This is a genomic window from Streptomyces sp. NBC_00572 (assembly GCF_026341815.1).
Lineage (GTDB): Bacteria > Actinomycetota > Actinomycetes > Streptomycetales > Streptomycetaceae > Streptomyces.
Map to the genome: position 1 here is coordinate 3865041 of NZ_JAPENX010000001.1, position 22655 is coordinate 3887695.

Consider the following 22655-nt stretch of genomic DNA (forward strand, 5'->3'; position numbering starts at 1 on the left):
GGTCCGGTCGCCCCTATACGGTCCGGTCGCGGCGGCGCATCGCCAGCGCCACGAAACCCGCCCCGACGCCCAGAAAACCCGTCCCGCCGATCAGATACGGCGTGGTGTCCCGGCCGCCGGTCTCCGCCAGGCGTCCGTCCGAGACGGGACCGTCCTGGGTCACCCCGATCCGTACCCCGCCCTGCTCGTCGGTGGCGTTGGCGGACGGTACGAACCACAGGGCGCACAGCAGTGTCCCCGCGACGGTCGCGGTCAGCAGTGGGCGTCGGGCGGCGGGCACGGAAATTTCGATCCCCCTTGCGGAAACCGCGAATTGGTCGGTGCGCCGATGCTAATGAACACAGCGGGTCGTGGGAAAGCCGAGGGCCCGCAGGCGCCTACGCTCCGACCCATGAGTACTTCTGAGACAGCACGCTATGTACGCCTTCGTGTCGATGTGGTTCTGGAGATCGACGGGCCGGCCGAGCTGACCGAGGCCGCCGAGGCCCGGATCGACGCCGACGAGTTCATGCCGGAGGAGGAGCGGGTGCCCGCCCGCGCCGCGGCGCGGGAGGACAGCGCCGAGGCCCTCGCGTACCTCGTCGAGCCCTTCGACCTGATCCGCGACGTCCCCGGCATCGAGATGGTCCAGGCCTCCTGGAGCAGTGAGGAGATCGACTACGACCCCGATGCGCTGGAGTGGGAAGTCGACGAGGAAGATGGGGCGGAGGAAGACGACGACGATCGGTCGTAGGACCGGTATCCGCCCTGTTCGCAGGCCCCGGGACGGCGTCCCGGGGCCTGCGGTGCGCCTGGTGACGGGACCCGCCGGAAGCCCCGGGAACCGGACGGACCGTACGTGCGTGTCGATCAGTGGTGGCCCACCCGTGGGCCAGTGGTGTTCCCCACAAACGCTCCGCTTTCGGAACCGGACGGGGTGTCATGGGCGTTCATAACAAGAAGTTGGCAGGGAATCGGCGACGATGGAGAAGCGTGTGATGACGGACGGCAAGCGCCGCCGCAGGAGCCTGGCCGCCGCGGCCGCCGTGCTCGGCGGCGTGCTGGTGCTCTCGGCGTGCAACGACGGGGACAAGGGCGCGGGCGCCTCCGGCTCCGCGACGCCGCAGTCACAGGCCCAGGTCGACGAGGCGGCCGCGCAGAAGACCTCCAAGGCGCAGATCACCATCTCGCCGAAGAACGGCGCGCAGAACGCCTCCATCAACAACGACGCCAAGGTCACCGTCACCGAGGGCAAGCTCACCGAGGTCGTCATGACCTCCGCCGAGGGCGAGGCCGTCAAGGGTGAGATAGCGGCCGACGGCCTCAGCTGGAAGCCGACCGGCCAGCTCGAGCGCGCCACGGTCTACAAGATCGCCGCCACCGCCGCGGACACGGAGGGCCTGGAGGCCCACGAGAACTCCTCGTTCACCACCGTCTCCAAGGCCAACAGCTTCATCGGCAACTTCACGCCCGAGGACGGTTCGACCGTCGGCGTCGGCATGCCGGTCTCGATCAACTTCAACAAGGCGATCACCGACAAGGCGGCCGTCCAGGGTGGCATCACGGTCACCTCCAGCACCGGCCAGGAGGTCGTCGGGCACTGGTTCGACGGCACGCGCCTCGACTTCCGTCCGGACGACTACTGGACCGAGGGCTCGACCGTGACCCTCAAGCTCGACCTCGACGGCGTCGAGGGTGCCGACGGTGTCTTCGGCGTCCAGCAGAAGACCGTCACCTTCAAGATCGGCCGCAACCAGGTCTCCACCGTCGACGTCGCCACCAAGACCATGACGGTCACCCAGGACGGCAAGACGATCAAGACCATCCCGATCTCCGCCGGCTCCCCGGACAACCCGACCTACAACGGTCAGATGGTGATCTCCGAGAAGTTCAAGGAGACCCGGATGAACGGCGCGACCGTCGGCTTCACCGACGACGACGGCAAGGGCGAGTACGACATCAAGGACGTGCCGCACGCCATGCGCCTGTCCACGTCGGGCACGTTCATCCACGGCAACTACTGGGGCCCGGACTCGATCTTCGGCTCGGCCAACACCAGCCACGGCTGCGTCGGCCTGAACGACGTCAAGGGCGCCGGCGACCCGAACCAGCAGGCCGCCTGGCTCTACGACCACTCGATCGTCGGTGACGTCGTGATCGTCAAGAACTCCAAGGACAAGACGATCGCCCCCAGCAACGGCCTCAACGGCTGGAACATGAGCTGGGCGGAGTGGAAGGCCGGCTCGGAGGCCTGACGCCCGGCACGCGCGTACGAGAACGGCGGCCCCCTCCACGACGGAGGGGGCCGCCGTTCCGCGTCACCGTACGACTTCCTCCACGCCCCACTGCGCGAGCAGCCGCAGCGCGTCCGCCGACGCCGTTCCCGGCTCCGCCTGGTACGTCACGATCACCAGATCCGGGTCCCCGCCCGCCACCTTCATGCTCTCGTACGCCAGTGTCATCTCGCCCACCAGCGGATGCCGCAGCCGCTTCGTCCCGTGCCCCTTGTCCGCGACGGTGTGCGCCGCCCACAGCGAGCGGAACTCCTCGCTCTTCACCGACAGCTCGCCGACCAGCGCCAGCAGCGCCGGATCGTCCGGGTAGCAGCCCGCGTACAGCCGCAGCACGCTCACCACCTCGGTCGCCTTGCTCTCCCAGTCCAGGTAGAGATCGCGCGCGTTCGACCCGAGGAAGACCAGCCGGGCCATGTTGCGCTCCTCCGGCTCCATCGCCGCGAAGTCGCCCATCAGGGCCCGCGCCATCCGGTTCCACGCGAGGATGTCGCCCCGACGGCCCATGAGGAAGGCCGGGACGCCGTCCATCGCGTCCAGGAGGTGCTGCAGACCGGGCCGCACCAGCTGGGGACGGGCGATCGCCGCCCGGTGCTGCCTCTTCTTCGCCGTCGGCTTGGCCAGGTGCGTCAGATGCGCCCGCTCGGTGTCGCTCAACCGCAGGGCCCGCGCGATGGAGTCGAGCACCTCCATGGACACATTGCGGCCGTTGCCCTGTTCGAGCCGGGTGTAGTACGCCACCGACACCCCGGCCAGCTGCGCCAGCTCCTCCCGGCGCAGCCCCGGTACCCGGCGATGACGCCCGAACTCCGGCAGACCCACGTCCTCCGGCTTCAACCGGGCCCGGCGCGAGCGCAGGAATTCGCTGAGTTCGGCACTGAGATCCATGCGTCCCGATTATCCCAGGCCGTACGGCCCGGCGGACGGATGTTCCTGTCCCTGCCAGTGGTAGGCACGCTGGACGTAGGCAGAACAGGTGGCTGGGTGATGTCGGCGCCGTCCCGCAGGCTGGGGCCATGACCACGAACGTGACCACCGTCCCCGCCTACGCCGCACCCGCCGCCAACGCCCCGCTGGAGCGCACCACCGTGCCGCGCCGGCCCGTCGGCGCGCACGACGTCCTCATCGAGATCAAGTACGCCGGCATCTGCCACTCCGACATCCACCAGGCGCGCGACGGCTGGGGCGAGGGCATCTTCCCCATGGTCCCGGGCCACGAGATCGCCGGAATCGTCGCGGAGGTCGGCACCGGGGTCACCAGGTTCAAGGTCGGCGACCGGGTCGGCGTCGGCTGCTTCGTCGACTCCTGCCGCGAGTGCGAGTACTGCGAGCAGGGCCTGGAGCAGTACTGCACGGGCGGCATGACCGGCACGTACAACGCCCTCGACAAGAACGGCGAGCCCACCTACGGCGGCTACTCCAGCCACATCGTCGTCGACGAGAACTACACCCTGCGCATCCCCGAGGGCATCGGCCTCGACGAGGCCGCGCCGCTGCTCTGCGCCGGCATCACCCTCTACTCGCCGCTCGCCCACTGGCAGGCAGGGCCCGGCAAGAAGGTCGCGATCGTCGGTCTCGGCGGCCTCGGCCACATGGGCGTCAAGATCGCCCACGCACTGGGTGCCGAGGTGACCGTCCTCAGCCAGTCGCTGCGCAAGCAGGAGGACGGCCTGAAGCTGGGCGCCGACCACTTCTACGCCACCGGTGACCCGAAGACCTTCACCGAGCTGGCCGGCACCTTCGACCTGGTGATCTCCACGGTCTCCGCGCCGCTGGACTTCAACGCCTACCTGGGCCTGGTCAAGACGGACGGCGCCCTGGTGAACGTCGGCGCCCCCGAGGAGCCCGTCTCCATCGGCCTGTTCTCCCTCATCGGCGGCCGCAAGACCCTCGCGGGCTCGATGATCGGCGGCATCGCGGAGACCCAGGAGATGCTGGACTTCTGCGCGGCCCACGGCCTGGGCGCGGAGATCGAGGTGATCGACGCGGACCGGATCAACGAGGCGTACGAGCGGGTGATCGCGAGCGACGTCCGCTACCGCTTCGTCGTCGACGCGTCGACGATCTGACGACGACGGCGGGTCCGGGGCGGCCGGCGCGGAACCGGCGGGCCCGGAACCGGCGGGCGCGGGCTGCCGGGGCATGACCTCCGGGGTAATCGACCCCGTACGGTCCGCCCGGGCACCCTTGCCTCATGACCGCATACGCCATCGGAAACCTGCACCCGAAGCCCGTCCTCGACGAGGAGGTCTTCACCTACATGGAGCGCGTCCAGGCCACCCTCGACCCCTTCGGGGGCCGCTTCCTCGTGCACGGCGCCCCCGAGCGCGAGGTCCGCGAGGGGACGTGGCCCGGCGCCCTCGTGATCATCGGCTTCCCGACGTACGCGGACGCCCGCGGCTGGTACGAGTCCGAGCCCTACCGGGCGCTGATCCCGCTGCGCACCCGTCACATGGCCGGCGACGTCCTCCTCATCGACGGCGTCGCCCCCGGCTACGACCCGGCGGCGACCGCCGCCTCGCGGCGGGCGTCGTCGGCCGACGACACGGCCTGAGCCGGGCTCGGGCCGTCTCGTCAGCCGTCAGCCGTCGGCCTTTGCGACGCCGATCGGGCAGGAGACGCCCGTACCGCCGATGCCGCAGTAGCCCGCCGGGTTCTTGTCCAGGTACTGCTGGTGGTAGCCCTCGGCCGGGTAGAAGGCACGGCCCTCCGCCGGGAGGATCTCCGTGCTGATCGTGCCGTAGCCGGACCCCGTCAGGACCTTCTGGTAGGACTCGCGGGAGGCGTCGGCCGTGGCCGCCTGGGCGGGTGTGTGGGTGTAGACGGCGGAGCGGTACTGGGTGCCCACGTCGTTGCCCTGGCGGAAGCCCTGCGTCGGGTCGTGGGACTCCCAGAAGAGCTTCAGGAGGGACTCGTACGAGACCTTCGCCGGGTCGAAGACGACCCGGACGGCCTCGGTGTGACCGGTCAGGCCCGAGCACACCTCCTCGTACGCGGGGTTCGGCGTGTAGCCGCCCTGATAGCCGACGAGGGTCGTCCAGACGCCGTCGGTCTGCCAGAACTTGCGCTCTGCGCCCCAGAAACAGCCGAGGGCGAAGTCGGCGACCTCCAGGCCCTCCGGGTACGGGCCGAGGAGCGGGTTGCCGAGGACGGTGTGACGCTCGGGGACGGCGAACTCCGGCTCGGGGCGGCCGCGCAGGGCCTGCTCGGGGGTGGGGAGGACGGGGGTGCGGGACAGGAACATGCTGCATCTCTCCTCGACGGTCGGCAGTGCTCACAACGCCTGCGGGCGGGGAGGGATTCCCCGAGGGGCCCTCCCCTCCCGCAGGGGAGCCGTCGGCAGGAGGAGCGGCCCGCCGGGTCCGTCAGCGCGGCAGCGTCGCCGGGTTGCCGCCGTTCGCCTCGTACCCCGCCACCGCCAGGTTCCGGAAGACCGTGAACTGCGCCGCCGGGTCCCCGCTCAGCGTCCACGGCACCGCGCCCACGTGCCCGTCGACCTTCACCAGCTGGTGCATGGCCTCCGCCCAGCGCTCGCCGCGCACCAGGAACCAGACGAGCAGATGGCGGACGTGCGCCAGCATCGGGTCGTCGGGACGGGCCGAGTTCACCGCGTACAGCGCGCCGTCCATCGCCTTGGACACCACCGCCGTACGGAAGAAGTCCTGCACCAGCACCACGTCCGGCACGTGCTCGTACACCGCGAACAGCGGCAGCGCGGCGAGCAGCGAACCCCGCGGGGCGCGCGCCGCGGCCGTCGTCGCGAAGTGGTCGGCCTCCTGGCGCGAGCCGTGCCACTTCTCGCACCAGTAGTGCAGGGCCGCCAGATGGGCCCCCATGTGCTGCGGCGCCCGGTCGATGACCCGCGCCCACACCTGGTCGAACTGCTCGTGGGAGTAGCCGAGACCGCGCGCCACGGCCAGCTGCGTGATGTACGGGACCGGGTCGCCCGGGGCGAGCAGCGCCGCCTCCTCGGTGACCTTCCGGGCCTCCTCCAGGATGATCCGGAAGTCGTCGGTCCCGGCCGCCGAGGAGCGCCAGGCCTGCTGGACCAGGAACTCGGCGTGCACGGCCGCGCCGCCCGCGTCCTTCGGGGCCTCCGCCCGCCAGGTCCGCAGCCACGCGCCGCCCACGCCCGGCCGCTCCTGGAGTTCGAGGGACGCGGCGCCCGCGAAGGCCTGGACGCGCTGCCAGCGCACCTCGCCGTCCTTGTCGGTGGTGGCGAGCAGCCGCGAAGCGGCCCGCCAGTCCTGGGTGGCCTGGACGACGTCGAGGACGTGCAGGAGCTCGTCGTCCGCGCCCGGGAGCCGTACGTCCTGGTCCTCCTGCAGGACGAATCCGTACGCCTCCGGATCGGCGGCGTCCGGTGTGCCCGGCGCGACCTGACGGATCCCGCCGCCGCGGCGGCGCAGCAGGTAGGGGCCGAGGACGCCGAACAGCAGGCCAAGGGCGATCAGGAACCAGAGAATCTCCATCTGTCCATTGTCCAGGACACCCGATGAGACGATCGCGGCGGCGGGCCCCGCTCGGGACTACGCTCCTGACCCATGAGCGACCAGCACTCTCACCAGAGCTTCGAGACCCGCGCGATCCACGCGGGCAACACCGCCGACCCGCTGACCGGCGCGGTCGTCCCGCCCATCTACCAGGTGTCCACCTACAAGCAGGACGGTGTGGGCGGGCTGCGCGGCGGTTACGAGTACAGCCGCAGCGCCAACCCCACCCGTACGGCCCTTGAGGAGAACCTGGCGGCCCTGGAGGGCGGCCGGCGCGGTCTCGCCTTCGCCTCGGGCCTGGCCGCCGAGGACTGCCTGCTGCGCACGCTACTCGCGCCCGGCGACCACGTGGTCATCCCGAACGACGCCTACGGCGGCACCTTCCGGCTCTTCGCCAAGGTCGTGCAGCGCTGGGGCGTGGACTTCTCGGTGGCGAACACCTCCGACGTCGACGAGGTGCGCGCCGCCGTCAACGACCGTACGAAGCTGATCTGGGTCGAGACCCCGTCGAACCCGCTGCTCGGCATCACCGACATCGAGGCGATCGCGGGCGTCGCCCGCCAGGCCGGCGTCAAGCTCGTCGTCGACAACACCTTCGCCTCGCCGTACCTCCAGCAGCCGCTGGCGCTCGGCGCGGACGTCGTCGTGCACTCCCTCACCAAGTACATGGGCGGCCACTCCGACGTCGTCGGCGGCGCCCTGGTGACGGCGGACGAGGCGCTCGGCGAGGAGCTCGCGTACCACCAGAACGCGATGGGAGCGGTCGCCGGTCCCTTCGACTCGTGGATCGTGCTGCGCGGCATCAAGACCCTCGCGGTCCGCATGGACCGGCACAGCGAGAACGCCGAGAAGATCGTCGAGATGCTGACCCAGCACCCGAAGGTCACCCAGGTCCTCTACCCGGGCCTCCCGGAGCACCCGGGGCACGAGATCGCGGCCAAGCAGATGCGCTCGTTCGGCGGCATGATCTCCTTCCGCGTGCAGGGCGGCGAGCAGGCGGCCGTCGAGGTCTGCAACCGTGCGCAGCTCTTCACCCTCGGTGAGTCCCTCGGCGGTGTCGAGTCCCTCATCGAGCACCCGGGCCGGATGACCCACGCGAGCGTCGCGGGCTCCGCCCTGGAGGTCCCGGCGGACCTCGTCCGTCTCTCGGTGGGCATCGAGAACGTCGAGGACCTGCTCGCGGACCTGCGTCAGGCGCTGGGCTAGAGCCCGGTCACGCGATCACCGGGGGAGCGGGCCGGACCGGTCGGCTCCCCCGGTGGCCGTGTGCCGCACCTGCCGGCGACGTTCTCAGGTTCCGGAGCCTGCCCGGGCGACGCGCGCGACGAGGGCGTCCCGCCGGCGCTCCAGGTCGCCGAGCAGCTTCGCCTTCGCGCGTACCAGCCGCTTCTGGTTCTCGACCTCTACGCTGTGCCACTTCTCGACCAGCATGACGTCGCGCTTGCACCTGATGTCGGTGGTCGCCGCGGTGATCTCCGCGGCGGTCGGAGCGGTCCCCTCGCGGCGCCAGGCGGTGTCGGCCACGGCTTCCTCGGGGGTCTTGTACGCGTATCCGGCCTTGCTCATGCAGGTGCTCCAGCGCGCGACAGCGTCGAGCACGATCCTGCTGTTCCGCGCCTGGTCCCAGGACTCGTAGCGCAGGGTGTCGAGGGCCATGGAATCCATTCCCTGCGGGGGAGCTCCCAGGGCCTTGTAGGCCCGGCCGCGGCATCCGCCCTGAGGGACCGGTAGTCCGCCGAATTGCTTCACATTCTCTCCCGTGTACACGTCGCGTGTTTTCTGGGGGAGTTTCCTTGTTCGGTCGATGTTCGCCCGGCCGACTTTCTGTGCCTCTTCATGGGTCATGCCGTCGGGGAGCGGGACACCGTATCCGAACTTTTCGGCTCGGGGCAGATCGATGACGCCGTATCGGCGGGAGTTGCCCGTTACGGGGGATTTCTGCCCGGCGACCTTGGGCCAGCTCAGGCCGTATTCCTTCATGCAGGCGCCGGAGAGTGCGTGGACGGCGTCGGTGAAATCGTCGCGCTGGGCCTCAGTGAATGCGTAGGCGTCGAGCGGGAGGACGATCTCGCGTCCTTCGTAGAAGGCCGGATCGCGAGTGATCTCGAGTTTCGCGCCGGTTTTCCGGGGAGGTTCCTCCTGGTTCGCGCATCCCGTGACCGCGAGGCCGAGGGCGGCGAGCGTGACGAGACGCCGCCGTCCTCTGCTCGCGTGGAACGTCGTCACCAGGGGCAGCTGGGGTTGCTGGCGAAGCAGTGGGAGCTCCACTTGTTGCTCCAGCCGCCTTCCCAGTTGAGCTTGTAGCCCGGCTCCTGGCCCCCGTCCGTGCCCGTGTAGTTCGGGTCGGCGAAGAACCAGACCCTGGTGTCGGGGTCGCGGTTCCAGGTCGAGGTCACGGTGTCGTCGATGGGCGTGTTGGTGCCGTAATAGGTGCCGGTGTACTGCGGCTTGCTGTAGAGCGTGTCGTACACGGCGCCGGTGTAGTTGTTGGTGTCGTAGAGACACACCTCGCCACCGTTGGAGCTTTCGCAGACACCGTTGTAGCTGCCCGCGGTGGCGCTTCCGGCGAAGCCTGTGATGGCGGTGAAAGCGATTGCGGCTATCGCGGAAATGGCGCGCATCTTCTTCATGCGTACTCCCTCTGTCGCCGTACTCGGGGTGTCCGTGGCGGACCGCCAAGGGCACCGAACGGGAGGACGCTACACCGCGCTGATCTTGGACTCAACCTTTATTTTGAGCGACACTATCCGGCCACTGGCCGAATTAATCACGGCCAAACGGAATGCTTCCTTCTTGATTTGATGGATTGTCGGATTCGTCCTGGGCGATCTTCAGGCCGGGACCTTCTCGTCCTCCAGCGAGGCGCGGACCTCGGCCCGCAGTTCCGGGGTGTCCTCGTGCCCGTGGACCGACACCGCGTGTTCGGTGGCGGCCAGTACGACCTCCTCCTCCTCACCGCTGATGGTGAGGGTGCAGTTCATGACGCTCGGCGTGTTGCGGCAGTCGGCGACTTTCCTGGTCATGGCGGCCTCAGCCTTCCCGGCACGAGGGGACGTGCCGTCCCTTCCAGGCTAGGCCGGTCCTCACCAGCCTTCGAGCGGCGGCGTCGTCTCCGCGGGCGGGACCTCCCACGGCCGGGCCACCGACGCCCACACCACGAACGCGGTGACGGCGACCAGGCCCAGGAACCACAGCGCCCGCCGCAGCCGCCGGGCGCGGTCCAGCCGCCGGGATCCGCGCTCGGCCGCCCGTCGCGCGAGGTCGCCGGGGACCGACGGGTGCGGGGTGTCGAGGAGCCGCCGGACCGCCGCCTCCTTGTCCTCGCGCCGGGTCACGCGGCCGACCCCCGACGCGCGCCGTCCCGACCCCTCAGCGTGGCCACCGCGCGGTCGCAGACGGCTCGGACCCGGGCCTCGGGCAGTCCGAGCAGTGCCGCGACCTGTTCCTCGGCGACCCCCTCGTACAGCCGGAGGACGACGACGAGCCGTTCCTGCGGGTGGAGCGGGGCGAGGACCCCGCCCTGGCCGCCGTGGTGCCGCCAGGCGGTGCGCGCGAAGCGGGCGGCGAGCTCGCGCCGGGTGAGTTCGTACGGGTCCTCGTCCCGCAGCCGGTCCCACACCGCGTACGTGTGTGCCAGGGCGGCCGTCAGCAGGGCCTGGGCGTGCGGGTTACGGGTGCGGGTCTCGGCGGTGAGCAGGGTCGCGGCGTGCAGCAGCCGGCCCGCCGCCCCGGCCACGAACGCGTCGAACTCCCGGGCGTGGTGGGCGCGTTCGACGCGGTGTCCGTTCCGCTGCTCTGCCACGTCCTCATCTGAGGACAGCGCGGGGGTGAGGTCAAGAGGTCGGCGCGGACTCGCTCAGCCCTTCGGCCGGCCCCTCGTTCGCGGACAGGCCTGCCGACAGGGCTGCCGAAGGGGTCGCCGACGAAGCCGTCGACGGGGCCGCGGACTCCGCCACCGGGCCGCCCGTGTGCGCCGACTGCCGCGCGGACAGGGCGGTGTTGAAGCGGGTGAGCAGGCTGCAGAAGGACTCCCGCTCGTCCGGCGTCCAGCCCTCCGTGACCTCCACCATCAGCTGGCGGCGTGAGGAGCGGACCTCCTCCAGGCGGGAGAGACCGCGCGGCGACAGCTGCAGCACGACCGCGCGCCCGTCCTCCGGGTGCGAAGTGCGCTTCACCAGACCGGTGTCGACGAGCGGGGCGACCTGGCGGGTGACGGTCGACGAGTCGATGCCCATGCCCGCCGCCAGCGCCTTCACGCCCATCGGACCTTCCTGGTCCAGGCGGTTGAGGAGCAGGTAGGCGGCGCGGTCCATGGAGTTGCGGAGCTGACCGGTGCCGCCGAGGCGGGTCTGCTCGGCCCGGCGGGCGAACACGGCCACCTGGTGCTGGAGGGCATCGAGGAGACCGGGGTCGAGCTCAGTCGTCATGTCCTGAGATGTGGGCATGGCTGTGGGTCTCTCTCGTGCGGGGGTGGTCGGTTGGTGGGGGACAGAGTACGCGGCCCCGGGGGGGTCCGTACCGGGGCTGCGCAAACCCGCTGAGGCACCTGTCGGCCGGGCGGCCATCAGGGCCGTGAGCTGCGAGACTTGCTGTCATGAGCTTCCGTACGCCACGCCCCTTGCACCGCCTGATGCTCGACGACGTGCGGGGGGCGCAGAAGATGCTGTCCGGGGTGGCCCGGATGACGGCGATGGAGGGCAGCCGTCATCTGTCGTCGCTGGTGGGGGCGCCGGTGCACTTCAAGTGCGAGAACCTCCAGCGGACCGGTTCCTTCAAACTGCGCGGGGCGTACGTGCGGATCGCCGGGCTGCGGCCCGAGGAGCGGGCGGCCGGTGTCGTCGCGGCCTCGGCCGGCAACCACGCGCAGGGCGTCGCGCTCGCCTCGAAACTGCTCGGCGTCCGCGCGACCGTCTTCATGCCGGTCGGGGCGCCACTGCCGAAGGTCGCGGCGACCCGGGAGTACGGCGCCGAGGTCCGGCTCCACGGCCATGTCGTGGACGAGACCCTGGCGGCGGCGGAGCAGTACGCGCGGGAGACCGGGGCCGTCTTCATCCACCCCTTCGACCACCCCGACATCATCGTCGGGCAGGGCACGGTGGGCCTGGAGATCCTGGAGCAGTGCCCGGAGGTCCGGACGATCCTCGTGGGCGTCGGCGGCGGCGGTCTCGCCGCCGGCATCGGGCTCGCGGTGAAGTCGGTGCGCCCGGACGTGAAGGTGATCGGCGTCCAGGCGGAGGGCGCGGCCGCCTACCCGCCCTCGCTGGCCGCCGGGCACCCCGTGGTGATCGAGTCACCGGTGACGATGGCGGACGGGATCAAGGTGGGACGGCCGGGCGACGTGCCGTTCGCGCTGATCCAGGAGTACGTCGACGAGGTCGTCACCGTCTCCGAGGGCGCGCTCTCCTCGGCGCTGCTGCTCTGCCTGGAGCGGGCGAAGCTGGTCGTCGAACCGGCCGGCGCCAGCCCGGTCGCCGCCCTGCTCAGCGACCCGAAGGCCTTCCGGGGGCCGGTGGTGGCGGTCCTCTCCGGCGGCAACGTCGACCCGCTGCTGCTCCAGCGCATCCTGCGGCACGGCATGGCCGCCGGGGGGCGCTACCTGAGCCTGCGGCTGCGGGTCGCGGACCGGCCGGGGGCCCTCGCGACCCTGCTCGCGGTCCTCACGGTGGCCGACGTGAACGTCCTGGACGTGAGCCATGTACGGACCGACCCGGGGCTCGGGTTGACCGAGGCGGAGGTCGAACTGCACATGGAGACGAAGGGCCCGGAGCACTGCCGCGAGGTGGAGGACGCGCTGCGGGACGCGGGGTACACGGTGCTGGGCTGAAGGGGAGCCGTAGGCGCCCCCCGGCCCCCCGGCCTCCCCGGGTATCCCCGGCCCCCCGGGCATCCCCCGTATCCGCTCCGCTCAGCCCACCAGGCGCGTCCGTGCCGCCCGGGCCAGGAGGGTCACGAGCCCGCCGGCCAGCGCACCCGCCGCGACGAGGCCGAGGGGCCGGCCGAGGTCGTGCCGGACGGGCCGGACGGACCGGTCCGGCCGGGACGCCCGGACGGCGCCGACGGGGGTACGGGGCGTGGCCGCCGTGTGCGCCGCCGTTGCCGTCCCGTGGGCGAGGGAGCGCTCCAGGCGGATCAGGAGCGGACGCGGGTCCTGCCCGGAGGCCGCCGCGAACTGTTCGACCGCGATCCTGGTCGGCAACTGCTTCTGGTTCAGGAACCGTTCCCACGAGGAGCGGCTGTAGTGGGTGCGCTGTGCGAGCTGGCCGTAGCTGAGCTCCGTGGCGCCCTTGATCCGCCGCATCTCGGCGGCCAGCTCCGCCCAGGGCGTCGCCGCGCAGCCCTCGCACCCGGCACAGTTCCCGCCCGTCCCGCCCGTCCCGCCGTTCGCATCGGCGCTGCCCGTGTCACCCGTACCGACCGCCATCTCCGGTTCCCCCGTTCCGTCGAACTCCGTGCCAGGCCCCCACCTTCCCCCGCCGAACCAACGGTCCTCCAACGGCCCGCCAACGGCGTCCCGTCTCCCCGTCCCGCGCCGTCTCTCCGCTCCGTCCCCCGCCCACGCTTCCGTCCCGGGGACGGCCGGGAGCGGCGCCGCGTCCGCCGTGCGGAGCCGGCGACCGGACCATGATCATGTGTCCCAGGTCACATATTCACTGGGCGGGGCGGGCCCGGCAAACCTAGGATCGGTAGGAAACGCCCGAATTCAACGTTCGAATCTCGCTGGGAGTACCCACATGCCAGGCGCGATCTACGCCGAGGGTCTGGTGAAGACCTTCGGCGACGTACGAGCTCTGGACGGCGTGGACCTCGACGTACCCGAGGGCACCGTCCTGGGGCTGCTCGGTCCGAACGGCGCGGGGAAGACGACCGCCGTGCGCGTGCTGACCACCCTCCTGCAGCCCGACAGCGGCCGGGCCGTCGTCGCCGGGGTCGACGTCCTCAAGCACCCCGACGAGGTGCGGCGCTCGATCGGACTCTCCGGCCAGTTCGCGGCCGTCGACGAGTACCTCACCGGCCGCGAGAACCTCCAGATGGTCGGCCAGCTCTACCAGATGAAGGCGAAGCCCGCGAAGGCTCGGGCCGACGAGCTCCTGGAGCGGTTCAACCTCGCCGATGCCGCCGACCGCACCGCCAAGACGTACTCCGGAGGCATGCGCCGCCGCCTCGACCTGGCGGCCGCGCTCGTCGTGTCTCCGCCGGTCATGTTCATGGACGAGCCGACCACCGGCCTCGACCCGCGCAACCGGCAGGGCCTGTGGGAGGTCATCAAGGAGCTCGTCGCGGGCGGTACGACCCTGCTGCTCACCACGCAGTACCTGGAGGAGGCCGACCACCTGGCCCACGACATCTGCGTCGTCGACCACGGCAAGGTCATCGCCCGAGGCACCTCCGACCAGCTCAAGGCCCAGACGGGCGGCGAGCGCGTCGAGGTCGTCGTCCATGAGAAGGGGATGATCCCCGGCGCCCGGGACGTCCTCGCCCGCTACGGCATCGCGGGCATCGGCCACGGCGAGGTGTCCGTAGAGGATCACACCCGCAAACTCACGGTCCCCGTCGCCGGCGGCGCCAAGCTGCTCGCCGAGGTGATCCGCGACCTGGACGCGGTCGGTGTCGAGATCGACGACATCGGGCTGCGCCGCCCCACCCTCGACGACGTCTTCATCTCCCTCACCGGCCACGTGGCCGAGCGGGAGGCGGAGGAGAACGGCGGGTCCGCCGGACGGGCCGATCCGGGCGGCCGCAGCGGCAAGCTCGTGAAGGAGACGGCCGAGTGAGCACCATGAACGACTCCTTGGTCATCGCGCGCAGGAACTTGATCAGGATGTCCAGAATTCCGGAGATGATCCTTTTCGGGCTCATCCAGCCGGTGATGTTCGTGATCCTCTTCACGTACGTCTTCGGCGGCTCGATGCAGATCGGCAACAGCACCGACCCGGACGTCTACAAGAACTTCCTGATGGCCGGCATCTTCGCCCAGACCGTCACCTTCGCCACGGCGGGCGCGGGCGCGGGCATCGCCGACGACATGCACAAGGGACTCATCGACCGGTTCCGCTCGCTGCCGATGGCCCGCGGCGCGGTCCTCACCGGCCGCACCCTGGCCGATCTCGTACAGACCGCGCTGACCCTCTTCGTGCTCGCGATCGTGGCGCTGATCATCGGCTGGCGTCCCGGCTACGCGGAGCCGACCAACTTCGCGAGGGTGATGGCCGGCTTCGGCCTGCTGCTCCTCCTCGGCTACGCCTTCACCTGGATCGGCGCCCTGATCGGCCTCTCGGTCCGCACCCCGGAGGCGGCCACCTCGGGCGGCCTGATCTGGCTCTTCCCGGTCACGTTCATCTCCAACGCCTTCGTGGACTCCAGCAACCTGCCGGGCTGGCTGCAGCCCGTCGCGGAGTGGAACCCGTTCAGCGCCACCGTCCAGGCCTGCCGCAAGCTCTTCGGCGACCCGGGCCTGTCCCCGTCCGACGCCTGGCCGATGCAGTACCCGGTGTGGGCGTCGCTGATCTACTCCGTCCTGATCGTGGCCATCTTCCGGACCCTGTCCGTCCGCAAGTACCGGCGGGCGAACGGCTGACGGTGCCGCCCGCCCGCGTCGGACGGGCCGGTCAGGGCAGATAACCGGAGACGACGAGGCCGTCGGGGAGGGCGAGGAAGACCGCCCCTCCGGCGGCCAGCGCGTCTCCGGTGGACTGCGGGCGGATGTCGTCCGGCATGTTGGCCTCGAAGGTCTCGTAGTCCTGGTTGTCGGCAGGACCGGCCGCGGCGACGGAGATCACCTCGTTCTTGCCCACCACGACGACCCGGTCGCCGGCGAAGTAGACCCGCTGCGGATCGCCTTCGGTGGCGATCGGCAGCAGCGACCAGCGCCGCTGCCCGCTCCGCAGGTCGTAGGCGCTCACGGTCTGCCCGTTCGTGACCGCCACCAGACCGTCCGCGTTCACGGCGGGCCCCGCCGTCACCCCCGAGCCGAGGGAGCGCTGTCGCTTCAGCGAACCGGCGTCGAGCACGGCCACCGAGCCGTCCGGGGTGCCCGAGCAGAGGACGCTGCCGCTCCGTTCGTGCACGGTGATCTTCTGGCAGCCCTCCGCCCCGCGCGCCGCCTCCTTGCCGGTCCGCGCGTCGAGCGCCACCGGCACGGTCCCGAGGGGTACGTACACCCGCCCGCCCGCCGCCACCGGCTGCTCGGGGATGCCGTCGAGCGGCACCCGCCACACCTCCCGGCCCACGTCCTTCCCGCTCCCGCCCAGCTTCACCGCCGTCGCGAGCCCGGCGCCCCGCTCGTCCGCCAGGCTCATATAGGTGACGTGGAGGACGCCGTCGGCCAGGTCGGAGCCCTTCATCGCCCACTCGGCGCCGGGCCCGGGGAGGGTGCCCTGCTTCTCGCCGTCCTGGAGGCCGTACGCGACGGTCCCCGCCGCCTCCGTGACGTACACCCGGTCGCCGATGACCGCCGGGTACTGCGGCGCGGCCCGCAGCCCGTCGGCGTTGGTGCGCGCCGGGACCGACCACAGCTCGCGGCCGTCCGCCGCGCTCAGCCCCACGAGCGCGCCGCCGGAGCCCGCGCAGACCAGCACCTTCGGGGAGAGGGAACAGGCACCGTCGGCCGCCTCGGTCCTCGCCATCCAGGGCGACCAGCCCGCCGGACGGTTGCCGCGGTCCGTCGCCGTCCTGCCGAAGTCGTTGGTACGGCCCTTCCCGCCGTACGGCAGGACGACCTGGCTCAGCGTCGCCGGGGCGGGATTCCCGGTCCCGGTCGCGCCGGGGGAGGCGCTGTTCGAGGTCGAGGGCCCTGCCGCCCCGCCGTCCTCCGTGCCGTTCCGGTTCAGCAGCACCACGCCCGCCGTCGCGAGGACGGCCACCGCCACGGCACCGGCCACGACCGGGCCCCACCTGCGACGACGCGGTTCCTCGGACGCGGCCGACGGTGACAGCGGCCGGTTCGGGACGGCGGTGGGGGAGTACGGCACCACCGGGCCGAGCGTCGGCAGGTCCGCCACGCCCGCGCCCGAGGCCGCCGCCTCACCGGCCGTCCGCGCCGCCTCCCCGTACTCGGCGAGCAGCGAGAGCACCCCGCCCGGCCAGGGGAAGACCTCGGGGGCCTCGCCGCCGCCGAGGAGCGACACCACCTCCGCCGCCGTGGGCCGCTCCGCCGGGTCGAGCCGCAGACACCGCTCCACCACCGGCCGCAGCTCCTCCGGTACGTCGGTCAGGTCGGCGTCCGCGCGGATGATCCGGTAGACCACCGCGGCCATCTCGTCGTCCTGGAACGGCCCCCGGCCGCTCGCCGCGAACGCCAGGACCGCGCCCAGACAGAACACGTCCGAAGCGGGCACCACCGCACGGCTGCCCGCCAGGTGCTCCGGCGACATGAAGCCGGGGGAGCCCACGACCAGACCGGTCGAGGTCAGCGCCGTCGCCTCGAAGGCCTGCGCGATACCGAAGTCGATGAGCTTGGGCCCGGCCTTGCCGAGCAGCACGTTCGCCGGCTTGAGGTCGCGGTGCAGCACCTTCACCCCGTGGACGGCCCCCAGGGCCGTGGCCAGGGACAGCCCCAGGGCCCGTACGGCCGCGACGGGCAGCGCCCCGGACCGTACGACGGCCTCCGCGAGCGACGGCCCCGGCACGTACTCCGTCGCCAGCCACGGCGAGGGCGCGTCGGCGTCGGCGTCCACGAGCCGCGCCACCCCCGGCCCGTCCACCGTCCGCGCCGCCGCGATCTCCCGCCGGAACCGGGTCCGGAAGTCCCCGTCGACCTCCAGATCGCTCCGTACGGTCTTCACCGCGACCATCCGGTACGGATCGGCCGTCGGCGCGTCCGCCCGGCAGGCGAGATGCACCTCGCCCATGCCGCCCGCGCCGAGCCTGGCGAGCAGCCGGTAGGGGCCGACGAGCATCGGGGGCCGACCGGAGGGCAGAGCTTCCAGCACCGAACAGGTCCTTTCAGAAGGTCACTCGGGCGCGATCACTTCGCCGCGATCACTTGGGGAGTTCGACGGAGGCGACGACGCCCTTGTCGAAGACGACGTACGCGATGCCGCCCACCGGCAGCACCTCCGGCTGCCGGATCTTCTTGAAGACGTACTCGCCGAAGTTCGGGTCGTAGTCCTCCTCCTCGGCGCGCGGACCGGGGGCGCCCGGCACCGGGGTGACCTTGAGACCACTCGGCTTTCCGTCGGCCCCGAGCCGCACGGTGTAGAGCGAGGAGTAGTCGGCGTACACGACCTGGTCTCCCGCGAGCAGCGGTGCGGACCAGCTCTGCGCCAGGCCGGACGGAGCCTGCCCGGCCGGGAACGAGGCGAGCGTTCTGCCGGTGCGCGGGTCGAGGATCCGCAGGCCCTTGTCGAAGGTGACGACGGCACGCGGACCGACAGCCGTGGGGTTCGTCCCGCCGAGTGCGCCGGGGAGCGACGCCTTCGAGGCGAGGGTGCGGGCGTCGAGCAGGTGCAGGTCGGTGTCGCTCCCGGTTTCGGCGCAGTACGCCGACGTACCGAGCACCTTGATCTCCCAGCACTCCTTGGCGTCGGGTTCCGCCTGCCCGAGCTGAGTGCCCTTCCTGCCGTCGTAGGCCACGAGCCCGCCCTGGCTGAGGGCGTAGACGATTCCCTTGGCGTAGGCCACGGGCTCGTACGGCCGGCGCTGGGCGGAGGAGATCTCACCGTTGGTGAGCTCCTCGGACCAGAGCTGCCGTCCGTCGGTCAGGGAGAACGCCGTCAGGGCGGCCCGGATCGTGCCGTTGTCCTCCGCCACCTCCGTCGCCGCGAAGACGATCTTGTCGGCGACGAGGGGGCGGGTGGTCCAGAAGCCCTGCGGCCCCGCGGCCGGCTTCTCCCAGCGCACCGTCCCCGTGCGCGCGTCGCGGACCTGGAGGGAGCCGGCGGCGACGAGGACCACGCTGCCGTCGTGGACCGTGGGACGTGTGGCCTCCCCGCCCGTGAAGGGGTATCCCGTGGCGCTGATGTAGGTCTCGCCGGGCGTGTTCTCGGCGGTCGGGACGTCCCACATCTTCTTGCCGGTCGCCGGGTCCAGCGCCTCGTACCGCCCGTCCGTCGTCCGGCAGACCAGCACCTTCTCGTTGGCCGAGCAGCCGAATGCCGAGGTGCCGAGCTTCGTCCGCCAGGGCTTCCAGCCGGCCGGGCGCTGGGCGGCGTTCTGCGGGACGACACCGGAGGCGTCGGCGAGGCCCCGGTCGTCGACCCCCGCGATCCGGGGCGCGGCGGGCGGTGCGGCCTTCGAAGGCGCCTGCGGCTTCTTCGGCCCGTCCTCCGGCCACAGCAGGTACGCGCCGACTCCACCGGCCACGACGGCCAGGGCGACGACGGCCGCGAGCAGCCGCCTCCGGCGCCCGCGCGGGGGAGCGGCGGGCGAGGCGGGCGACGACACCGGCGCCTGCGTCGGTACGGAGTGCAGCCCGGGCACCGCCGGGTTCACCACCGGCCTCCGGGGGTCGAGCGCCGGGGCGGCGACCTCCAGGAGCGGCCCGCCCGAAGCGACCAGCTGGGCCAGCTCCGTCCCGTACTCGCCGATGTGGTCCCGTATGCCCTCCGGCCATGGGAAGACCTTCGGCGTGCCGCCGCCGAGCAGCTCCGCCAGCGCTTCCGGTGTGGGCCGGTCCGCCGGGTCCAGGGCGAGACAGGCGGCGACGATCCCGTGCAGTTCCTCCGGAACCCGGCCGAGGTCGGCCTCGGCCTGGGAGACCCGGTAGAGGACGGCGGCGAGCGGCCCGTCGCCGAAGGGGTCCTCGCCGGTCGCCGCGTAACAGAGCAGCGAACCGAGGCAGAAGACGTCGGAGGCCGCGGACACCCGCCGGGCGCCGGCCACGTGCTCGGGGGACATGAAGGAGGGGGTGCCGACCATCACACCGGTGGCGGTCATGGTGGTGGCGGCGTTGCTGCGGGCGATGCCGAAGTCGATGAGGCGGGGGCCGTCGACGGAGAGCATGACGTTGCCGGGCTTCAGGTCCCGGTGCAGGACCCCAGCCCGGTGCAGATCGCCCAGGGCCCGGGCGATGACCGTGCCGAGCGCGCGGACGGTGGCGACGGGGAGGGGGCCGCCGCGCCGTACGGCCTGGGAGAGGCTGGGCCCGGGGACGTACGCGGTGGCCAGCCAGGGCACCTCGGCGTCGGCGTCGCCGCCGAGCGGGGCGGCGGCGTACGCGCTGTCGACGAGTGCGGCGACCCTGATCTCCCGGCGGAAACGGTCCCGGAAGGCGGGATCACCGGCGACGTCCCGCTTCACGGTCTTCACGGCGACGAAGGTGCCTTCCCTGGCGCCGTCCCCGGCTGCGGCGGAGGCGTCGTCCCCGTCGGCTGCGCCCCGCCCCAGGAACACCTCGCCCATCCCGCCCGCCCCTAGCCTGGCGAGCACCTCGTACGGTCCGATCCGGCGTGGTGCGCCCTCGCGCAGCGGTCCCAGCACTTCGCCATCCCCCTTGTGACGCGACGTCAGACGCATCGGTCAGGCCGCATCATTGCATGTGCATGCAGCAACGGATGCGGCACCGGGTGCAGTCCTGCACGCAGCACGAAGGGCCGGCCCCGGTGGGGCCGGCCCTTCAGGGAATCCAGGTGCCTCAGCCGGTGTACGGCTTCGCGCTGAGGATCTTCACCGTGGCCTTCTTGCCGTTCGGCAGCTCGTACTGCGCGTCGTCGCCGGCCTTCTTGCCGTTGACACCGACGCCGAGCGGCGACTGCGGCGAGTAGGTCTCGATGTCACCGCTCGCGTACTCGCGGGAGGCGAGCAGGAAGGTCGTCGTGTCGTTCTCGTCGCCGTCGAAGGCGATCGTGACGACCATGCCCGGCTCGACGATGCCGTCGTCCGCCGGGGCCTCGCCGACCTTGGCGTGCTCAAGGAGCTGGGTCAGCTGCCGGATGCGGAGCTCCTGCTTGCCCTGCTCCTCCTTGGCCGCGTGGTACCCGCCGTTCTCGCGCAGGTCGCCCTCTTCACGCGCGGCGGCGATCTTGATGGTGATCTCCGTGCGCGCGGGACCAGACAGGTACTCAAGCTCGTCCTTGAGCTTGTTGTACGCCTCCTGGGTGAGCCAGGTGACGTTGTCGCTGGTCTGGGTCACAGGTGCTCCTCGTAGGTACTGGGAATACAAAGCATCGCCCTACACGGGAAAGCTCTGCTGTCCCGGGTGGGCGAAACCACGAGCCTAACAATGAGTGGCGAAAAGCGGGAGGACATAACCATCAGGATGGCGTCACACCAGGTCACCGCGGTGACTCGCCGGGACTCGACACCCGGTCCCTACCCACCGCTACCGAGCCGTACACCCCACGAGCTCGGCACTGGTCGCGCGAGCGGTCGTACGGAGCGAGAAGACGTGGTCGACCCTGGTCGCGGGGTCGTCGATCCGCACGTCCTTGCGGGCCACCTCGGCGCCGTCCTCGGAGCGGGAGCGCAGGGTGCAGACGCCCTTGACGCCCTCGTCCTTGCGGATCTCCAGGTGGACCTGGACCTCGGTGGCGCTCACCACGTCGAACTTGATCATCTCGGCGCTGATCTTGCTGTCGACGACGTAGTACCAGCCGAACCAGCCCAGCAGGCCGAGGAAGAGGACGCCGAGCACCCCGCCGATGATCTTGAGCTTGCGGTCCGCCGCCTCGTCCGCGGAGCGTCCGTAGCGCCCCTCGGGCAGCTGCTCTCGCACCGCGCTCATGATCGATCCTCTCGAAGCCGGGGGTGGCGGAATTTTCACTCCCCCGATTCCGTCACTATAGAGACCACCCTCCGCGTCGAATCACTGAGGATCGAGTCTTGACTGAGCAGCTGCGACTGATGGCCGTTCACGCCCACCCCGACGACGAGTCGAGCAAGGGTGCGGCCACGATGGCCAAGTACGTGTCCGAGGGGGTGGACGTCATGGTGGTGACGTGCACGGGCGGCGAGCGTGGCTCGGTCCTCAACCCCCAGCTTCAGGGTGACGCCTACATCGAGGCGAACATCCACGAGGTGCGCCGCAAGGAGATGGACGAGGCCCGCGAGATCCTGGGCGTCTCCCAGGAATGGCTGGGATTCGTGGACTCCGGCCTCCCCGAGGGCGACCCGCTGCCACCGCTTCCCGAGGGCTGCTTCGCCCTCGCGGACGTCGACACCGCGGCCGGGGAGCTGGTCCGCAAGATCCGCTCCTTCCGCCCGCAGGTCGTCACGACCTACGACGAGAACGGCGGATACCCGCACCCCGACCACATCATGACCCACAAGATCACGATGGTGGCCTTCGACGGTGCGACCGACACCGAGAAGTTCCCGGAGGCCGAGTTCGGCCCGTCGTGGCAGCCCCTGAAGCTCTACTACAACCAGGGCTTCAACCGCCCCCGCACGGTCGCCCTGCACGAGGCGCTGATCGCCCGCGGGATGGAGTCCCCGTACGGCGAGTGGCTGGAGCGCTGGAAGGAGTTCCAGCGTGCCGAGCGGACGCTGACCACCTTCGTGCCCTGCGCCGAGTTCTTCGAGACCCGCGACAAGGCCCTGATCGCCCACCGCACCCAGATCGACCCCGACGGCGGCTGGTTCCGGGTCCCGATGGACATCCAGAAGGAGGTCTGGCCGACGGAGGAGTACGAGCTCAGCAAGGCGCTGGTGCCGACCTCCCTCCCCGAGGAAGATCTCTTCGCGGGCATCCGCGACAATGCCTGACATGAGCGCACACCTGGCACTGACCCAGCTTGTCCCCTTCGCCGCCGAAGAGCTGGACAAGAACAAGGTGACCCCCGGCGTCCTCGGTTTCGTCGTCTTCGCGGTCCTGGCCCTCGCGGTCTGGCAGCTGATGAAGTCGATGAACCGCCACATGGGCAAGGTCTCCTTCGAGGAGGCCCCGGACCCGGACGCCGCACCGGAGACCCCGGCCGCCAAGGCCGGCGCCGCCGGCAAGTAGCCGACCCGCCCCCGG

Annotated in this window: 25 protein-coding genes; 10 read left to right on the forward strand and 15 right to left on the reverse strand. The window is 71.3% G+C overall.

What is annotated here, in order from left to right; all coding sequences use genetic code 11:
* Positions 1–13: 13 nt before the first annotated feature.
* Positions 14–280, reverse strand: coding sequence for a hypothetical protein (locus OG514_RS18070; RefSeq protein WP_266895910.1), 267 nt, complete (start codon positions 278–280; stop codon positions 14–16).
* A 111-nt stretch (positions 281–391) separates the two neighbouring features.
* Between OG514_RS18070 and OG514_RS18075 the strand changes: the two genes are divergently transcribed.
* Positions 392–733, forward strand: coding sequence for a hypothetical protein (locus OG514_RS18075; RefSeq protein ID WP_266895912.1), 342 nt, complete (start codon positions 392–394; stop codon positions 731–733).
* A 229-nt stretch (positions 734–962) separates the two neighbouring features.
* Complete coding sequence (locus OG514_RS18080) at positions 963–2234, forward strand: Ig-like domain-containing protein (protein WP_266895914.1); 1272 nt, start codon at positions 963–965, stop codon at positions 2232–2234.
* A gap of 63 nt (positions 2235–2297) precedes the next feature.
* Here the strand turns inward: OG514_RS18080 and OG514_RS18085 are convergent, their stop codons facing one another.
* On the reverse strand, positions 2298–3158 hold the full coding sequence (locus OG514_RS18085) for a helix-turn-helix domain-containing protein (protein WP_266895916.1): 861 nt from the start codon (positions 3156–3158) through the stop codon (positions 2298–2300).
* A 128-nt stretch (positions 3159–3286) separates the two neighbouring features.
* Between OG514_RS18085 and OG514_RS18090 the strand changes: the two genes are divergently transcribed.
* A complete protein-coding gene (locus OG514_RS18090; RefSeq protein WP_266895918.1) occupies positions 3287–4339 on the forward strand; it encodes an NAD(P)-dependent alcohol dehydrogenase in 1053 nt (350 codons plus the stop codon).
* A 125-nt stretch (positions 4340–4464) separates the two neighbouring features.
* Positions 4465–4824 (forward strand): DUF1330 domain-containing protein, encoded by a 360-nt coding sequence (locus OG514_RS18095; RefSeq protein ID WP_266895920.1) that lies wholly within the window; start codon positions 4465–4467, stop codon positions 4822–4824.
* Between the two features lie 27 nt (positions 4825–4851).
* On the opposite strand, the gene msrA is transcribed toward OG514_RS18095, so the two are convergent.
* Entirely contained in the window at positions 4852–5514 is a 663-nt protein-coding gene (gene msrA, locus OG514_RS18100) for a peptide-methionine (S)-S-oxide reductase MsrA (protein ID WP_266895922.1), read from the reverse strand.
* 121 nt (positions 5515–5635) lie between these two features.
* Positions 5636–6742, reverse strand: coding sequence for a hypothetical protein (locus tag OG514_RS18105; RefSeq protein ID WP_266895924.1), 1107 nt, complete (start codon positions 6740–6742; stop codon positions 5636–5638).
* Between the two features lie 72 nt (positions 6743–6814).
* Here OG514_RS18105 and OG514_RS18110 point away from each other — a divergent pair, with 72 nt between their 5' ends.
* Positions 6815–7969: a cystathionine gamma-synthase gene (locus OG514_RS18110; protein ID WP_266895926.1), complete on the forward strand. Its 1155-nt coding sequence runs from the start codon at positions 6815–6817 to the stop codon at positions 7967–7969.
* Positions 7970–8053: 84 nt separating this feature from the next.
* Here OG514_RS18110 and OG514_RS18115 read toward each other — a convergent pair whose 3' ends face one another.
* The 6 genes from OG514_RS18115 to OG514_RS18140 all read right to left on the reverse strand — a co-directional run bounded on the left by OG514_RS18115 (position 8054) and on the right by OG514_RS18140 (position 11208).
* Positions 8054–8989, reverse strand: coding sequence for a hypothetical protein (locus tag OG514_RS18115; protein WP_266895928.1), 936 nt, complete (start codon positions 8987–8989; stop codon positions 8054–8056).
* A complete protein-coding gene (locus OG514_RS18120) occupies positions 8986–9393 on the reverse strand; it encodes a peptidase inhibitor family I36 protein (RefSeq protein WP_266895930.1) in 408 nt (135 codons plus the stop codon). Before OG514_RS18120 ends, OG514_RS18115 begins: the two co-directional genes overlap by 4 nt.
* 201 nt (positions 9394–9594) lie before the next feature.
* On the reverse strand, positions 9595–9786 hold the full coding sequence (locus OG514_RS18125) for a DUF1059 domain-containing protein (RefSeq protein WP_189832789.1): 192 nt from the start codon (positions 9784–9786) through the stop codon (positions 9595–9597).
* 60 nt (positions 9787–9846) lie between these two features.
* On the reverse strand, positions 9847–10098 hold the full coding sequence (locus tag OG514_RS18130) for a hypothetical protein (protein WP_266895934.1): 252 nt from the start codon (positions 10096–10098) through the stop codon (positions 9847–9849).
* Complete coding sequence (locus OG514_RS18135) at positions 10095–10565, reverse strand: sigma factor-like helix-turn-helix DNA-binding protein (RefSeq protein ID WP_266895936.1); 471 nt, start codon at positions 10563–10565, stop codon at positions 10095–10097. The genes OG514_RS18130 and OG514_RS18135 overlap by 4 nt, the downstream gene beginning before the upstream one ends.
* 31 nt (positions 10566–10596) lie before the next feature.
* On the reverse strand, positions 10597–11208 hold the full coding sequence (locus OG514_RS18140; RefSeq protein ID WP_266895938.1) for a MarR family winged helix-turn-helix transcriptional regulator: 612 nt from the start codon (positions 11206–11208) through the stop codon (positions 10597–10599).
* A gap of 149 nt (positions 11209–11357) precedes the next feature.
* Here OG514_RS18140 and ilvA point away from each other — a divergent pair, with 149 nt between their 5' ends.
* Positions 11358–12587 (forward strand): threonine ammonia-lyase, encoded by a 1230-nt coding sequence (ilvA, locus tag OG514_RS18145; protein ID WP_266895940.1) that lies wholly within the window; start codon positions 11358–11360, stop codon positions 12585–12587.
* Between the two features lie 81 nt (positions 12588–12668).
* Here the strand turns inward: ilvA and OG514_RS18150 are convergent, their stop codons facing one another.
* Positions 12669–13184, reverse strand: a complete 516-nt coding sequence (locus OG514_RS18150) for a helix-turn-helix transcriptional regulator (RefSeq protein WP_266895942.1) — start codon at positions 13182–13184, stop codon at positions 12669–12671.
* A gap of 310 nt (positions 13185–13494) precedes the next feature.
* Between OG514_RS18150 and OG514_RS18155 the strand changes: the two genes are divergently transcribed.
* Together OG514_RS18155 and OG514_RS18160 are read left to right on the forward strand one after the other, a co-directional pair.
* The gene (locus tag OG514_RS18155; RefSeq protein ID WP_266895944.1) at positions 13495–14535 is read left to right on the forward strand and encodes an ATP-binding cassette domain-containing protein; all 1041 of its coding nucleotides are present in this window, start codon (positions 13495–13497) and stop codon (positions 14533–14535) included.
* A 5-nt stretch (positions 14536–14540) separates the two neighbouring features.
* Positions 14541–15338, forward strand: a complete 798-nt coding sequence (locus OG514_RS18160) for an ABC transporter permease (protein WP_266900885.1) — start codon at positions 14541–14543, stop codon at positions 15336–15338.
* Between the two features lie 31 nt (positions 15339–15369).
* Here the strand turns inward: OG514_RS18160 and OG514_RS18165 are convergent, their stop codons facing one another.
* The 4 genes from OG514_RS18165 to OG514_RS18180 form a co-directional block, all read right to left on the reverse strand.
* Entirely contained in the window at positions 15370–17691 is a 2322-nt protein-coding gene (locus OG514_RS18165; RefSeq protein WP_266895946.1) for a protein kinase, read from the reverse strand.
* Between the two features lie 49 nt (positions 17692–17740).
* Positions 17741–20179: a protein kinase gene (locus OG514_RS18170; RefSeq protein WP_266895948.1), complete on the reverse strand. Its 2439-nt coding sequence runs from the start codon at positions 20177–20179 to the stop codon at positions 17741–17743.
* A 154-nt stretch (positions 20180–20333) separates the two neighbouring features.
* Positions 20334–20831, reverse strand: a complete 498-nt coding sequence (gene greA, locus OG514_RS18175) for a transcription elongation factor GreA (protein ID WP_266895950.1) — start codon at positions 20829–20831, stop codon at positions 20334–20336.
* Positions 20832–21020: 189 nt separating this feature from the next.
* A complete protein-coding gene (locus tag OG514_RS18180; RefSeq protein ID WP_266895952.1) occupies positions 21021–21422 on the reverse strand; it encodes a DUF4307 domain-containing protein in 402 nt (133 codons plus the stop codon).
* 98 nt (positions 21423–21520) lie between these two features.
* Between OG514_RS18180 and mca the strand changes: the two genes are divergently transcribed.
* Positions 21521–22402 carry a mycothiol conjugate amidase Mca gene (gene mca, locus OG514_RS18185; protein WP_266895954.1) on the forward strand — a complete coding sequence of 294 codons (882 nt, stop codon included), beginning with the start codon at positions 21521–21523 and terminating at the stop codon, positions 22400–22402.
* On the forward strand, positions 22395–22640 hold the full coding sequence (locus OG514_RS18190) for a hypothetical protein (protein ID WP_266895956.1): 246 nt from the start codon (positions 22395–22397) through the stop codon (positions 22638–22640). The genes mca and OG514_RS18190 overlap by 8 nt, the downstream gene beginning before the upstream one ends.
* The last annotated feature ends 15 nt before the right edge of the window (positions 22641–22655 follow it).

What these genes read in the sequence shown, in the direction of transcription:
- OG514_RS18075 (WP_266895912.1), top strand. Translation starts at nt 392, where the DNA reads ATGAGTACTTCTGAGACAGCACGCTATGTACGCCTTCGTGTCGATGTG.
- OG514_RS18080 (WP_266895914.1), top strand. Translation starts at nt 963, where the DNA reads ATGGAGAAGCGTGTGATGACGGACGGCAAGCGCCGCCGCAGGAGCCTG.
- OG514_RS18085 (WP_266895916.1), bottom strand. Translation starts at nt 3,158, where the DNA reads ATGGATCTCAGTGCCGAACTCAGCGAATTCCTGCGCTCGCGCCGGGCC.
- OG514_RS18090 (WP_266895918.1), top strand. Translation starts at nt 3,287, where the DNA reads ATGACCACGAACGTGACCACCGTCCCCGCCTACGCCGCACCCGCCGCC.
- OG514_RS18095 (WP_266895920.1), top strand. Translation starts at nt 4,465, where the DNA reads ATGACCGCATACGCCATCGGAAACCTGCACCCGAAGCCCGTCCTCGAC.
- msrA (WP_266895922.1), bottom strand. Translation starts at nt 5,514, where the DNA reads ATGTTCCTGTCCCGCACCCCCGTCCTCCCCACCCCCGAGCAGGCCCTG.
- OG514_RS18105 (WP_266895924.1), bottom strand. Translation starts at nt 6,742, where the DNA reads ATGGAGATTCTCTGGTTCCTGATCGCCCTTGGCCTGCTGTTCGGCGTC.
- OG514_RS18110 (WP_266895926.1), top strand. Translation starts at nt 6,815, where the DNA reads ATGAGCGACCAGCACTCTCACCAGAGCTTCGAGACCCGCGCGATCCAC.
- OG514_RS18120 (WP_266895930.1), bottom strand. Translation starts at nt 9,393, where the DNA reads ATGAAGAAGATGCGCGCCATTTCCGCGATAGCCGCAATCGCTTTCACC.
- OG514_RS18125 (WP_189832789.1), bottom strand. Translation starts at nt 9,786, where the DNA reads ATGACCAGGAAAGTCGCCGACTGCCGCAACACGCCGAGCGTCATGAAC.
- OG514_RS18140 (WP_266895938.1), bottom strand. Translation starts at nt 11,208, where the DNA reads ATGCCCACATCTCAGGACATGACGACTGAGCTCGACCCCGGTCTCCTC.
- ilvA (WP_266895940.1), top strand. Translation starts at nt 11,358, where the DNA reads ATGAGCTTCCGTACGCCACGCCCCTTGCACCGCCTGATGCTCGACGAC.
- OG514_RS18150 (WP_266895942.1), bottom strand. Translation starts at nt 13,184, where the DNA reads ATGGCGGTCGGTACGGGTGACACGGGCAGCGCCGATGCGAACGGCGGG.
- OG514_RS18155 (WP_266895944.1), top strand. Translation starts at nt 13,495, where the DNA reads ATGCCAGGCGCGATCTACGCCGAGGGTCTGGTGAAGACCTTCGGCGAC.
- OG514_RS18160 (WP_266900885.1), top strand. Translation starts at nt 14,541, where the DNA reads ATGAACGACTCCTTGGTCATCGCGCGCAGGAACTTGATCAGGATGTCC.
- OG514_RS18180 (WP_266895952.1), bottom strand. Translation starts at nt 21,422, where the DNA reads ATGAGCGCGGTGCGAGAGCAGCTGCCCGAGGGGCGCTACGGACGCTCC.
- OG514_RS18190 (WP_266895956.1), top strand. Translation starts at nt 22,395, where the DNA reads ATGCCTGACATGAGCGCACACCTGGCACTGACCCAGCTTGTCCCCTTC.